Origin of the sequence: Arenicella chitinivorans (assembly GCF_014651515.1) — a bacterium.
In the GTDB taxonomy this organism is placed as follows: domain Bacteria; phylum Pseudomonadota; class Gammaproteobacteria; order Arenicellales; family Arenicellaceae; genus Arenicella; species Arenicella chitinivorans.
Genome location: NZ_BMXA01000005.1, coordinates 84,574 through 97,462 on the forward strand (window position 1 = coordinate 84,574; position 12,889 = coordinate 97,462).

Genomic DNA, 12,889 nt, shown 5'->3' on the forward strand with positions numbered 1-12,889 from the left:
CTAGCGTCGTGCATTAATTGAGAGGTTTCGCACCTTACCATCCGGCATCAAAATACGCACACGATACACCGTTTGATCGCGACTCAACTCAATGCGCAAGACTTTGGCGTTGTAACGCCGCTTGACCTCTTGTATGACGTCATTTCGAGAGCGAATTTCCCCATTTTGTGCGACCACCGACGTATTTAACCAAGCCCCCGTTTGGGGGAACACCTGCGCAACCGCGTCGGTACCCGACCAACTCGCTATAATCAGTGCAGAGATCAAAATAGAATGTATTCGCATAACTATGAATTCCGACGTTACGTTGTTTACTGAGCAAACGGCGGTCAGTTTGACCGCCGCTCTATTTTATACCGGATTAACAGACACCTTGACTCTAATTTTACGACCTGGGTGCTGATCCATCTGCGTGTGAAACACCTCCCCTTGGTACTTATAGGCTACATCATAGCCAACGACCTGCTCTCGCGTAGAAACGTTTTGAGTGACTTCACAACGCTGTACGGTTTCATAACGGACCGACTCATAACCGCGTCGTGAGCGATTATTATGTTTAATGTCGCGCCCGATTGAACCACCGAGCACCGCGCCAGCCACTGTGGCAACATCACGGGCTTTACCACCGCCGCGCTTACCGACCTGATTGGCGATCGCACCACCAATGATAGCGCCAAGAATCTCCGGCGTTTTACTGTCTTTACTATGACCGGCAGTTCGATGACGCACAGGGACCCGCTCATCCCAGCAGCGTTCTACCGGATCACTCACCTGATAGCGCTCGACCACCGGGTTGACATCGACAACTTGAGCGTAGTCGTACAGAGCGGCAGGTTGATAATCGCGATACCTGTTTGCATGCTCAGCAGATGCCGGCATGGTGAAAAGCCCGGCCACCGCCGCAGCCAGTACAGTTCGTGTAACAATGGGTTTGTTTAATTTAATCGTAGATACCATCTTAAACTCCTGGTTTTAAGCCTTATGAGTAGTTTTGATGGTGCCACTTTAAAACAGACTGACTGAATGGAAACTGAACTAAACCTGAGCCTAACCTGAACGACCTCACACGGCGCGCTTATTCCGGTAACTTGCGCAGATAATCAACAAGATGCTCGCCAATCACGGTTTTGCGCCAGCCGCGCAGCAACTTTTTGGACTGGCGATGTCGAAACAAGTACTCAATGTCTTTGCGGGTACCCAGCAATGCTTGCGCAATCGACAGGGTCTTGGACTTGTTAGCCACTTCTTTCATCAATTTACTGCACACTGCTTTTTCCGGCTTGCTTAAGGGTTCAACACGCCGCCACAGACGCGCTTCACCAGTTTTCGTTGACTGAATGACCTCCAGTGCCTGCGGAACAAGGTAGTTCGCGGACTTTCGTCCAAACGCTTGCAGGGCGCGAATTTGCTCCTCAGTGGTCGGTCGCTGCATCACTAGGTCATACAATTTATCATCGCGAACCACCCAAGACCGAGGAATGTCTCGCGCCTGCGCACAAGATTCCCGCCAGGCGGCGAGCGCTTTCAACAAGTATTGCTGTTTGAGTGATAAATTTCCTCCCGACAACCGCTTGTATGCCAGCTCTGGGTCAATCTGATACTTGTCCACGTCATAGTACGTAATGATTTCTTCGGTGTACCATGCTGTTTTGTTTTGCGCTTCTAAGCGTTGTTCCAGCTCACAATGGAGGGCAGCAAGATATTCCACATCTTCCCCAGCATACTGCAATTGTTCTTTGCTTAACGGGCGACGAGTCCAGTCAGTCCGCGACTGCGTCTTCGGCAGTTCGACGCCGGTTATGTCCTGCACCAGCGCAGCATAGCCAATTTGCATATCCGAACCGCAAAATGCGGCAGCCAATTGGGTATCAAATATCGGGGTCGGCAGCATGCCGAACGTCTGATACAGCACTTCCAGGTCTTGTCTGGCGGCATGAAATAGCTTCAGCACGCTAGGCTCCATCAACAAGGCTTTAATCGACGAAAGATCCGGGATCGCCAGTACATCTATGCAATACTGGTCTTCACCAATACCAAGTTGAATCAAGCAAAGCTTGGCGTTGTAGGTCTTCTCACGTAGAAACTCCGTATCAACAGCCACTACACCCGAAGTTTGCTTTAATTGGGCAAACAGCGGCTCAATATCCGTGAGCTGTGATTGCGCCTCAATGAGGTAATTCATTAATCTGTTTTTAGTCTGGTTTTTAGTATACTCATGCGCTGATGCTATCACGGCGGCATCGCAAAAACTTAGTTTCTAGTCCTGCCCTGTCCAACAAGCGAATGTCCATAGTTCAACAAATAGTCCAACTTTATATTCTACAACGCGCGCCGAAAGACGTGTCGTACAAACCGCAAGCCCTAGTGTGGATGTTTTTCATCGCCATTGCCTTGTTTACTGTGCTGGCTGCCAATGACCCGATCATTGGTTCGCCCTTCGGTGCTGCCGCCTGCTCAGTAATCGTCAGCCTGGGGATCGACTATGCTGTGCTCGGAATCCACGATAAATCTGCGCGATTTGTGCAAATGTCGACGGCGTCGCTCGGTGTCTCTATCGTTGGCGCCATAATCATGAGTCTGGCAGGGCTCACTGAGGGCTTGGCGGGATTTGTGATCGTGGTGCAATTCTGGGGATTTTATCTAGCGATTTCTATACTGCGCGAAACGCTAGAGTGTTCCTTCTTGAAGGCCACGTTGATCACGCTCGCTTCGTACATGGTCACCGCATACATCATCATAATGCTGTTTGTGGATATGCAAGTAGCGCAACAAATGCAAATGACCCAGATGCAGCCGGGCAACAGCTAGTTATGAATATCCATATTATTGGGATTTGCGGCACGTTTATGGGTGGTGTTGCCCGACTAGCTCGCGACCTTGGCCATACCGTCACCGGTTCCGATGCCAACACCTACCCGCCCATGAGTACACAACTTGAGTCATTGGGCATCGCACTATTCGAAGGCTACCGAGCGAGTAATATTCCCAACGACACGGACCTCGTCATTGTTGGCAACAGTATCTCGCGCGGCAACTCTGAACTTGAAAAAGTACTCGATTCCGGGCTGCGCTACACCTCTGGCGCGCAATGGCTGGGCGAGAATGTGTTGCACGATCGTTGGGTACTCGCCGTGGCTGGCACCCATGGCAAGACCACCACCAGCAGCTTGCTGGCGTGGATACTGGAATATAACCAGCTGGCACCAGGCTACCTGATTGGCGGCGTACCGGAAAATTTTGGTGAATCAGCCCGACTGGGTGGCGAGACGCCGTTTTTCGTTATCGAAGCCGATGAATACGACACGGCGTTCTGTGACAAGCGATCAAAGTTCGTGCACTACCGCCCGCGCACGTTGGTACTTAATAATTTGGAGTTTGACCATGCCGATATTTTTGTAGATTTGTCAGCCATTCAAACCCAGTTTCATCACCTGATCCGCACGGTACCGCAGCACGGCAAAATCATTCATAACGCTCAAACGCCTGCGTTGGATGAAGTGGTGGCAATGGGGCTTTGGAGTGAGCACTGCACTTTCGGCGACAATGACTCAGCTTGGCGTGCGACCAAGCATCGCAGCGATGCCTCGCAGTTCCGCATTCTTTATGGCGAAGACGGCGTCGATGTCAGTTGGGATTTGATTGGCGATCACAATATGTGGAATGCATTGGCGGCGGTGGCGGCCGCACACCATGTTGGCGTTCAAATATCGCATGCCGCAGAAGCCTTAAGCCAGTTTAAGTCAGTCAAACGACGCATGGAAAAACGTTACGATCATGCTGGTATCCGAGTATTTGACGATTTTGCGCACCACCCGACGGCGATCAGTACCACGCTGCAGGCGGCCAAAAACCAGGCACCCGAACACCAACTGATCGCGGTCCTGGAACCAAGGTCGAACACAATGCGTAGCGGTGTGCACAAAGACACTTTAAAATCGGCACTTGCGCTGGCAGATAAGGTCTTGCTGTACGCCGGATCAGGCTTAGCTTGGCCGATTGAAGACTTAAGCGATACCACGACCACAGTGTATACAGATACGAACACATTATTGACTGATTTACTGCGACTGACGGAATCGACACAGACTGCATCGGACATTGTTATCATGAGCAATGGTGGCTTCGAGAATATCCACCAGCGATTGATTACCCAACTACGGGCCCGAGACAACTAGTTCAATAAAAATGTGCCACTTGTTAAGTCAACGTTAATCTAGCTAACGGTATAACCCAAGTAAAATATCTGTACACGTCAAAACAGGTATGGCATTTTGCCAAGCAACTAACATTAAAACCGACTGAGAAATAACATGTTAAAACACACTTCTTCTATGGCTCAAACTTTACGAACCAGTGCGTTTGCCCTTGGCATTGCATTGCTGATGGCCTGCCAGGGTGAAACTATCGCCCAAGAGGTTGATTCCTCAAAATTCAAAACTGTGTCAAAACCAATGAAAGTATCTACCGGCGAGAAAATCGAGGTAGTCGAGCTATTTTGGTTTGGATGTGGTCACTGCTTCGCGCTCGAGCCTTCTGTTAAGCAATGGCTAAAAAACAAGCCTGAGAATGCGGAATTCGTAAAAGTACCCGCGCTGTTTAGCAAACGCTGGGAGTTTCACGGCCAAGCTTTCTATACGATGGAAGCACTCGGCGCTCCCAGTCAGGCATATGACGACTTCTTTGCCGAACTGCACGTAAAACGGAGCAATATCAATACACTTGATCAATTAGTGGCGTTTCTGAGTAACTACGATTTCAGTGAAGACCAAATAACGTCAGCGTTCAACTCGTTTGCAGTCGACAGTAAGATGCGCAATGCGCGCAAAATCACAATGAACTCAGGCGCGACCGGTGTGCCTGCAGTCATCGTCGATGGCAAATACCTCACATCTGAACAGCTTGCTGGTAAAGGCCTGCAGATGTTTCAGGTTGTTGATCAACTGGTATCAAAGGCCGCTGCAGAGCGTTAAGCCGCCGCAACTAATCCCGCAAGGCTGTCCGCTGGACAGCCTTTTTTTTCGGTGCAATAAAATACGAATACGGCGGCGTTATACTCGATTCGTCGTACTTTTAAACCAACTCACCCATCAATCATTATGGTAAATGCAATCATCACGCCCCACGGCCACCTTGACGTGCTTTCCAAAAGCGAAATCGCGGTACTGCAACGATCCAGTAACAGCGCGTATCGCACCTTGTTTCGCAATTGCGCACTCGCAGTACTCAGCACCGGGGTCAACAGCGACGATGGTCATGCACTGCTTGCCGCCCATGCTGATTTCGATATTGAAGTGATCAGCGCACCACGCGGAGTCAAATTAAAGGTCACCAACGCACCAGAAAATGCTTTCGTCGGCGGTAATATTATTGCTGGGATTCGTAATCATCTGTTTGCTGTCCTGCGCGACATTGTGTTCCTCCAAGACCAAGTTGAGATGTGGGAACAACGTGATGAGTCGATCACCGACATGGTATTTAAAACACTGCGTCATGCGCGCGCATTGAAGCCGAGAAAACGACCGAATCTGATCGTGTGCTGGGGCGGCCACTCGATTGATAAGCTCGAGTACGACTACACCAAAGAGGTTGGTTACCGACTGGGGTTGAGAGAACTGGACATCTGCACTGGTTGTGGCATTGGCGCGATGAAGGGACCAATGAAAGGTGCCGCCATTGCGCATGCAAAGCAACGCATCACGGACCCTCGTTATATCGGAATCACAGAACCCGGCATCATTGCGTCTGAAGCGCCAAACGCGGTAGTGAATGAGCTGATCATCATGCCTGACATTGAGAAACGACTCGAAGCGTTTGTCCGTCTCGGACACGGCATTGTTGTGTTTCCTGGTGGCGCAGGCACCGCTGAAGAAATTCTTTATATTCTTGGTGTGCTGTTGCACGAAGACAATCGCAATGTAAACCTGCCGTTGATTTTTACTGGTCCGGCTGAGAGTGCCGCGTACTTTGAGCAGCTGGACGAATTTATCGGAAAAACCATCGGCGAGGAAGCGCAGTCATTGTATAAAATCATCATCGATGACCCCATTGAAGTGGCCAATTCGATGGCCTCAGCAATGCGCAAAGTGTACAAAAATCGTCGTAAACTGGACGACGCATTTTTCTACAACTGGTCTTTAACAATTGATGAACCTTTTCAGCAAGAATTCGACCCCACACACGCGAACATGGCCGCACTCGATCTTAATCGCAACCAACCAGCTGCCCGTCTGGCAGCGGATCTTCGTCGTGCGTTTTCCGGCATCGTGGCTGGTAATGTCAAACCTTATGGGATTGAAGCTATCCAACAACATGGCCCGTACTCTTTAAATGGTGATCCGTCGATCATGCGAGCCCTAGACGCGTTGCTGGATAGTTTTGTACAGCAAAAGCGAATGAAGTTATCGGGTGATTACACACCTTGCTACGTATTGAAAAATCAAGTCGCCGCCTAATGTGTGTGCTGCAGGGTGGCACTAGAGATAAAAAAAGCCTGTCAAATGACAGGCTTTTTTAACAAAGGTACACCACCAATATAGACAACTTAGGTGACTAGGTCGTCAAAAAACGACTTGATTTTGTCGGCCCAAGAGTTTTCCTTCGGACTGTGCTTACTGCCCCCGGCATGAATTGTTTCTTCGAACTCCTGGAGCAATTCTTTTTGACGCTTGGTCAGATTTACCGGCGTCTCAACCACGACCTCGCAGTACAAGTCACCGACAAAGCCGGCATTACGTACGTTTTTAACCCCTTTACCGCGCAGACGGAACAACTTGCCTGACTGAGTGCCGGCAGGCACTTTAAGCTTAGCTCGGCCTTCGAGCGTCGGCACTTCGAGTTCACCACCAAGTGCTAGTGTGGCGTAGCTGATTGGTACCGTGCAGTGCAAGTCCACGCCTTCACGCGTAAAGAGCGCGTGCTTCTTAAGTGACACGGAGACATAGAGGTCGCCGTTGACACCGCCACTGCCGGCGCTTTCACCTTCACCAGATAAGCGAATCTGGTCACCTTCATCCACGCCAGCCGGGATTTTCACCGACAATTTCTTGTTCTCTTTAACGCGTCCTTGACCATGACAATCAACGCAGGGGTCACTCACCACAGTGCCCTTGCCCTGACATTGAGGACAGGCCTGCTGCACCGAGAAAAAGCCCTGCTGAATACGAACTTGGCCTTGGCCGTGACAGGTACCACATTGCTTCGGTGAACTGCCAGGCTTTGCGCCTGAACCAGAACAGGTTTTGCAGTTCGACATTCTTGGTACGGTGATATTAACTTCAGTACCACGTACCGCGTCTTCGAGTGATAGTTCAAGGTTGTAACGCAGGTCCGCACCGCGTCGCTGACGCTGTCGACCACCACCGCCGCCGCCAAAGATATCACCGAACATATCACCGAAGATGTCGCCAAAGCCGCCAGCCCCTGCGCCACCAAATCCACCGCCGGCACCACCGCCCATTCCACCGTCAAAGGCAGCGTGTCCGAACTGGTCGTAGGCCGCACGCTTTTCCGCATCAGAAAGCACTGCATAGGCTTCTTTGACTTCTTTAAAGCGCGATTCCGCTTCGGCGTCATCTGGATTACGGTCAGGGTGATGTTTCATCGCCAGACGACGATAGGCTTTCTTCAAATCCGCTTCATTCACGGATTTGGAAACCCCTAAAACTTCATAGTAATCGCGTTTTGCCATAATCTTCTGTTCTAAACTCTAACTCATCAATCGTTTCGACACGCTGTCAGAGGCCACTTCTCTGAGCATGCTGCCACGGCCAAAAAAGAGGCAATCTTTGAGCGCCACCATGCTGTGCGGTAAAGATTGCCATCTCAAATTTGGCATCGCCCGCAGCATCATTAACTGACACCACAGGCGAGCTGCCTTGGGTTTATGCGTCTTTACGCTCGTCGTCGTTCACTTCTTCAAACTCGGCATCGACCACGTTGTCGTCCTGAGCTGTGTCTGTTTGTGCACCAGCAGCATCAGCACCACCTTGTGACTGAGCGTACATTTGCTCTGCCAACTTGTGACTGGCTTGCATTAATGCCTCTGTTTTGCTCGATATCGCCTCGGCATCATCACCCTTAACGGCCTCTTCTACCTCGGCAATCGCCGCTTCGATCGCGGACTTTTCACTGGCGTCCAATGTCTCACCGGCGTCTTGCATTGTTTTCTTAACACCGTTGACCATGGACTCCGCTTGATTTCGAGCTTCGACCAACGCTTTTACTTTGGCGTCTTCCTCAGCATGTGCCTCAGCATCCGCGATCATTGCTTCAATCTCGTCGTCGCTCAAGCCTGAACTCGACTTAATTACGATTTTGTTTTCTTTGCCGGTGGCTTTGTCTTTTGCAGACACGTGCATAATGCCGTTCGCATCGATATCAAAAGTAACTTCGATTTGTGGCGTGCCACGTGGAGCCGGTGGAATATCCGTCAGATCAAAACGACCCAGAGACTTGTTCCCAGCCGCCATCTCACGTTCACCTTGCAGTACGTGAATAGTGACGGCATTTTGGTTGTCCTCAGCGGTCGAGAACACTTGACTTGCATTGGTTGGAATTGTGGTGTTCTTGTCGATCAATGCCGTGCGCACACCGCCCATGGTCTCAATACCAAGCGTCAATGGCGTTACATCCAACAACAATACATCTTTTACATTCCCGCCCAATACACCGCCTTGAATCGCAGCACCCATCGCCACCGCTTCGTCAGGATTCACATCACGACGCGCTTCTTTACCGAAGAACTCTTGTACAGCGGATTGCACTTTCGGCATACGAGTTTGACCACCGACCAGGATCACATCGTCAATCTCACTCGCAGACACACCGGCATCTTTCAATGCAACCTTACATGGCTCGATCGTGCGCTTGATCAAGTCTTCAACCAAAGACTCAAGCTTCGCGCGTGACAGTTTCAGCACTAGGTGTTTAGGCCCAGTTGCATCCGCTGTGATGTATGGCAAATTGATCTCTGTCTGTGAGCTAGAAGACAATTCAATTTTGGCTTTCTCAGCGGCTTCTTTGAGACGCTGCATCGCCAACGCATCACCTTTCAAGCTAATGCCTTGGTCTTTATTAAACTCATCCGCCAAGTAATCGATTATGCGATTATCAAAGTCTTCACCACCTAAGAAGGTATCGCCATTGGTCGATAACACTTCAAACTGGTGCTCGCCGTCGATGTCTGCAATTTCGATGATTGACACATCGAAGGTACCACCACCCAAATCGTAGACCGCAATCTTACGATCGCCGGCTTTCTGGTCCATACCATAGGCAAGCGCTGCCGCAGTCGGCTCGTTGATAATGCGTTTCACATCCAAACCGGCAATTTTACCGGCGTCTTTGGTTGCTTGGCGCTGTGAGTCGTTAAAGTACGCAGGAACAGTGACAACCGCTTCGGTGACTTCTTCACCTAAGAACTCTTCCGCCGTCTTCTTCATTTTTTGCAGCACGCGTGCTGAAATTTCTGGCGCCGCCATCGCTTTGCCGTTCGCTTCGACCCAAGCGTCACCGTTTTTCGCTTTCACGATCTTGTACGGCATCAGCTCGACATCACGCTGAACCACGTCTTCGTCAAATTTACGGCCTATCAAACGCTTCACCGCGTAGAGAGTGTTGGTCGGATTAGTGACCGACTGGCGCTTGGCTGGTTGCCCAACTAAGACTTCACCATCGTCAGCAAATGCCACGTAAGAGGGAGTCGTACGATCGCCCTCGCTGTTTTCGATAACGCGAGGCTTATCGCCATCCATTACCGCGACGCAAGAGTTAGTGGTACCTAAATCGATTCCAATAATTTTGCCCATTAGTAGTTACCTCGAATAAAAAGTTGTTCTGCCCTGATTTGTAAGGCTTATATTTGTTAATTCAACCGCCAGATGTTGCATATTTAGCGATTTTCATTGATTAATAACGCTTATTTAGCGACCACCACCATTGCCGGCCTTAACAACCGATCATGCAATTGAAAGCCGCTTTGGATGACATTAATCACACTACCGGATTGCACGTCATCAGATTCGATCATGCTCATCGCCTGGTGCAGGTTTGGATCCAATTTGTCACCGACCGCTGGCTGAATCTCACTGATCGAAAACTTGGTCAACGCGGCTTGCAACTGTTTCAGGGTAATATTCACGCCCTCGTGTACACTTTTAATTGCATCGTCTGCGTCTTCCGCAAGCTCAACAGCAATTGCCAGTTTTAAACTGTCGTACACGTTCAACATCTCTTTGGCAAACCCTTCGACCGCAAATTTTCGACTATTTGCGACTTCTTTCTCGGCGCGTCGACGGACATTTTCTTCTTCCGCTTTGGCTCGTAGATAAGCATCTTTAAGCTTCATTACTTCAGCTTGGGCGGCTTCCAGTTCTGTTTGCAGATTAATATCTACGGTCGTTTCCGCCTCAACCCCATCGGCCGACGACTCAGTAGCTTTTTCGCTAGCCGTCGCTTCCAGGGCTTCATCGTTTGTATCTGTTTGCTTTTGTTCAGTATTTTTTGGATCTGTCATGGTTGTTTTCATCAGCATCAAAAAGAATGCGTGAATTATGGGGATTGATTCGGTCAGATCAAGCGGTGAGGGACTTTAAAAGCAGATTTTTACTTTCTGGTGTATTTTCCTTTACCGAACTCGGCGAGCTTGATACGCTGATCTCGGTAGTGCACCACATGGGCGACCAAAAAAAGGAAATGGTGGCTCAACTCACAAACCTGACATGAGGGACACTCGCATGACTTCGTCCAAGAACGCAGTATCAACTCCCTGGCATTTATGGCTAATCGGAATCCTTGCTGTGGCTTGGTTCGCGATGGGCTGCTTCGATTTCATCATGACCCAGACCCAGAACGAAGGGTATATGCAGAACTTTACCGAAGCGCAGCAAAACTATTTTTATAGCTTTCCGTTTTGGGCAGTCGCGGTGTGGGCCATTTCTGTCTGGGGCGGCCTAATCGCCAGCATTCTGTTATTGATGCGAAACAAACTGGCAGCGCCGATTTATCTTGCCTCAATCATCACTTATTTGTTGGCTTGTCTGCATAACTTCCTGCTCACCAATGGCGCGGACTTTATGGGTACGGCAGGTTTGATCATGACGGTAATCATTCTGCTGATAGCCATCGCATTGTACTTCTATTCACGCGCACAAATAGCACGCGGCGTGCTGCGTTAAACTCGTCGTCTGACATTCCGACTCGCCCACTGAACGGCGGCGAGTCGTGCTCGGTAATTGTTGTCAAAGTACAGCGGTGTATGGATTTCACCAGACCCGAATTTCGACGCAAAAAGTTTGTCAAAATTACTTGTGTTTTCGTCCGTAGCGCATAGAATACGCAGACTTTTTTTCCCTTGGGGTTTTTATGTTACGTCGCTAATCGCGCGTTATTGAGTTCGACAGTTGTTGCGCACAGCAACCACGCCAAAGTGCTTCAAGAAACGCGTTAGCTTTTTATCACCGCTGTTTTTACGAGGATTTGTTGATGACGCTCGAAACTGTGAACTGCGCCACAATAAATGCTGGCGCACATGTTGGAACACCCGATGTTGCCTGCCAGCCTGCAGACCAAGCCTGGCCCACCCATAATCAAACCGAAATCGATCCAACGGTCGCGACCGACCACTTTATCGTTCGTAATGGCGTCGAATTCGCCGGCACCCATATCATTCTGGATTTATGGGGCGCGAAACACTTGGACGATTTGCAATTAATGGAGCAAACTCTGCGTAAAGCTGTCGCAACAGCTGGCGCGACTCTGTTGCATATCCACTTACACCACTTTACCCCCAATGGTGGCATTTCGGGTGTTGCCGTATTGGCTGAATCTCATATCAGTGTGCATACCTGGCCTGAGCGCGAATTTGCTGCGTTTGACGTATTTATGTGTGGTGATGCACAGCCTGAAGCCACCATTCCGGTTTTAAGAAGCGCATTTAAGCCAAGCAAAATCAATGTCTCTGAGCATCTGCGTGGCGCGAACATCGACAATATCGAACCAGCGAACGACCGCTAAAATTTGCTTATGAAACACTTTAAAGAGACCTTGTACGATGCAGTCTGTCAGGAATTTCGCATCGACAAAATGTACTTTGAAAGTAAAACCGAGCATCAGCATCTGATGATTTTTCACAACGCTCAGTTGGGGCGTGTTATGACGCTTGATGGCGTCGTGCAAACCACTGAGGCGGATGAGTTCGTTTATCACGAAATGCTGGCCCATGTCCCCATCTTTGCGCATGGCAACGCGAAACGTGTGCTGATCGTTGGCGGCGGCGATGGCGGTATGATCCGCGAAGTACTTAAACACCCTGTCGAACACGTAACCCAAGTTGAAATCGATCAAGCTGTGGTGGACATGGCGATCGAGTATCTGCCAAACCACTCAGATGGTGCTTACGAAGATCCACGCCTAAATCTAGTGATTGCCGACGGATTTGATTTTGTGAAGCAATATGCAGATGGTGATGAAGCTCGGTTTGACGTGATCATTTCCGATAGCACCGACCCCATTGGCCCTGGCGAAGTATTATTCACTGATAGCTTCTACGCCTACGCCAAACGGTGCCTCAACCCGGGCGGTATTATGGTCACGCAAAATGGTGTCCCGTTTTTTCAACAGGATGAAATTCAAACGACCTATCAGAGAATGGGCCAACAGTTTGAGGATATGCATTTTTACTGCGCACCCATACCAACTTACTATGGTGGCTTTATGACCTTTGCCTGGGGCACCGATGATCTGGCAGCGCGCACGCGCAACGTGGAAAGCCTACGCGCACAATTCGACGAGCTTAACTTGGATACGCGCTACTACAATCCAGAAATCCATCTAGCCGCTTTCGCCCTGCCCCAGTACGTTAAACGTAGTTTTAAATCCGAGATTTAACTCG

At 49.8% G+C, this 12,889-nt stretch carries 13 protein-coding genes; 7 read left to right on the forward strand and 6 right to left on the reverse strand.

What is annotated here, in order from left to right:
- The 3 genes from IE055_RS13430 to rnd form a co-directional block, all read right to left on the reverse strand.
- Positions 1 to 285 carry a PepSY domain-containing protein gene (locus tag IE055_RS13430; RefSeq protein ID WP_189402078.1) on the reverse strand — a complete coding sequence of 95 codons (285 nt, stop codon included), beginning with the start codon at positions 283 to 285 and terminating at the stop codon, positions 1 to 3.
- 66 nt (positions 286 to 351) lie between these two features.
- Positions 352 to 957, reverse strand: a complete 606-nt coding sequence (locus tag IE055_RS13435; protein ID WP_189402080.1) for a glycine zipper 2TM domain-containing protein — start codon at positions 955 to 957, stop codon at positions 352 to 354.
- A 118-nt stretch (positions 958 to 1,075) separates the two neighbouring features.
- The gene (gene rnd / locus IE055_RS13440) at positions 1,076 to 2,182 is read right to left on the reverse strand and encodes a ribonuclease D (RefSeq protein ID WP_189402082.1); all 1,107 of its coding nucleotides are present in this window, start codon (positions 2,180 to 2,182) and stop codon (positions 1,076 to 1,078) included.
- 101 nt (positions 2,183 to 2,283) lie between these two features.
- Here rnd and IE055_RS13445 point away from each other — a divergent pair, with 101 nt between their 5' ends.
- From IE055_RS13445 to ppnN, 4 genes are all read left to right on the forward strand, one after another.
- Positions 2,284 to 2,808: a hypothetical protein gene (locus IE055_RS13445; protein ID WP_189402084.1), complete on the forward strand. Its 525-nt coding sequence runs from the start codon at positions 2,284 to 2,286 to the stop codon at positions 2,806 to 2,808.
- A gap of 2 nt (positions 2,809 to 2,810) precedes the next feature.
- On the forward strand, positions 2,811 to 4,175 hold the full coding sequence (gene mpl, locus IE055_RS13450; protein WP_189402085.1) for a UDP-N-acetylmuramate:L-alanyl-gamma-D-glutamyl-meso-diaminopimelate ligase: 1,365 nt from the start codon (positions 2,811 to 2,813) through the stop codon (positions 4,173 to 4,175).
- 156 nt (positions 4,176 to 4,331) lie between these two features.
- Positions 4,332 to 4,970, forward strand: coding sequence for a thiol:disulfide interchange protein DsbA/DsbL (locus tag IE055_RS13455; protein WP_189402087.1), 639 nt, complete (start codon positions 4,332 to 4,334; stop codon positions 4,968 to 4,970).
- 126 nt (positions 4,971 to 5,096) lie between these two features.
- Positions 5,097 to 6,452, forward strand: coding sequence for a nucleotide 5'-monophosphate nucleosidase PpnN (ppnN, locus tag IE055_RS13460; RefSeq protein ID WP_189402089.1), 1,356 nt, complete (start codon positions 5,097 to 5,099; stop codon positions 6,450 to 6,452).
- A gap of 89 nt (positions 6,453 to 6,541) precedes the next feature.
- Here the strand turns inward: ppnN and dnaJ are convergent, their stop codons facing one another.
- The 3 genes from dnaJ to grpE form a co-directional block, all read right to left on the reverse strand.
- Positions 6,542 to 7,687 carry a molecular chaperone DnaJ gene (gene dnaJ / locus IE055_RS13465; RefSeq protein ID WP_189402092.1) on the reverse strand — a complete coding sequence of 382 codons (1,146 nt, stop codon included), beginning with the start codon at positions 7,685 to 7,687 and terminating at the stop codon, positions 6,542 to 6,544.
- A gap of 193 nt (positions 7,688 to 7,880) precedes the next feature.
- Positions 7,881 to 9,806 (reverse strand): molecular chaperone DnaK, encoded by a 1,926-nt coding sequence (dnaK, locus tag IE055_RS13470; RefSeq protein WP_189402094.1) that lies wholly within the window; start codon positions 9,804 to 9,806, stop codon positions 7,881 to 7,883.
- Positions 9,807 to 9,916: 110 nt separating this feature from the next.
- The gene (grpE, locus tag IE055_RS13475; RefSeq protein ID WP_189402096.1) at positions 9,917 to 10,513 is read right to left on the reverse strand and encodes a nucleotide exchange factor GrpE; all 597 of its coding nucleotides are present in this window, start codon (positions 10,511 to 10,513) and stop codon (positions 9,917 to 9,919) included.
- Between the two features lie 220 nt (positions 10,514 to 10,733).
- Between grpE and IE055_RS13480 the strand changes: the two genes are divergently transcribed.
- From IE055_RS13480 to speE, 3 genes are all read left to right on the forward strand, one after another.
- Complete coding sequence (locus IE055_RS13480; RefSeq protein WP_189402098.1) at positions 10,734 to 11,174, forward strand: hypothetical protein; 441 nt, start codon at positions 10,734 to 10,736, stop codon at positions 11,172 to 11,174.
- A gap of 307 nt (positions 11,175 to 11,481) precedes the next feature.
- Positions 11,482 to 12,012: an adenosylmethionine decarboxylase gene (speD, locus tag IE055_RS13485; protein ID WP_189402100.1), complete on the forward strand. Its 531-nt coding sequence runs from the start codon at positions 11,482 to 11,484 to the stop codon at positions 12,010 to 12,012.
- 9 nt (positions 12,013 to 12,021) lie between these two features.
- Positions 12,022 to 12,885, forward strand: coding sequence for a polyamine aminopropyltransferase (gene speE, locus IE055_RS13490; protein WP_189402102.1), 864 nt, complete (start codon positions 12,022 to 12,024; stop codon positions 12,883 to 12,885).
- Positions 12,886 to 12,889: the final 4 nt, after the last annotated feature.

Coding starts and splice junctions, on each gene's coding strand:
- mpl (WP_189402085.1), top strand. CDS start 2,811: ATGAATATCCATATTATTGGGATTTGCGGCACGTTTATGGGTGGTGTT.
- speE (WP_189402102.1), top strand. CDS start 12,022: ATGAAACACTTTAAAGAGACCTTGTACGATGCAGTCTGTCAGGAATTT.
- ppnN (WP_189402089.1), top strand. CDS start 5,097: ATGGTAAATGCAATCATCACGCCCCACGGCCACCTTGACGTGCTTTCC.
- IE055_RS13430 (WP_189402078.1), bottom strand. CDS start 285: ATGCGAATACATTCTATTTTGATCTCTGCACTGATTATAGCGAGTTGG.
- IE055_RS13480 (WP_189402098.1), top strand. CDS start 10,734: ATGACTTCGTCCAAGAACGCAGTATCAACTCCCTGGCATTTATGGCTA.
- rnd (WP_189402082.1), bottom strand. CDS start 2,182: ATGAATTACCTCATTGAGGCGCAATCACAGCTCACGGATATTGAGCCG.
- speD (WP_189402100.1), top strand. CDS start 11,482: ATGACGCTCGAAACTGTGAACTGCGCCACAATAAATGCTGGCGCACAT.
- dnaJ (WP_189402092.1), bottom strand. CDS start 7,687: ATGGCAAAACGCGATTACTATGAAGTTTTAGGGGTTTCCAAATCCGTG.
- IE055_RS13455 (WP_189402087.1), top strand. CDS start 4,332: ATGGCTCAAACTTTACGAACCAGTGCGTTTGCCCTTGGCATTGCATTG.
- IE055_RS13445 (WP_189402084.1), top strand. CDS start 2,284: ATGTCCATAGTTCAACAAATAGTCCAACTTTATATTCTACAACGCGCG.
- IE055_RS13435 (WP_189402080.1), bottom strand. CDS start 957: ATGGTATCTACGATTAAATTAAACAAACCCATTGTTACACGAACTGTA.
- dnaK (WP_189402094.1), bottom strand. CDS start 9,806: ATGGGCAAAATTATTGGAATCGATTTAGGTACCACTAACTCTTGCGTC.
- grpE (WP_189402096.1), bottom strand. CDS start 10,513: ATGACAGATCCAAAAAATACTGAACAAAAGCAAACAGATACAAACGAT.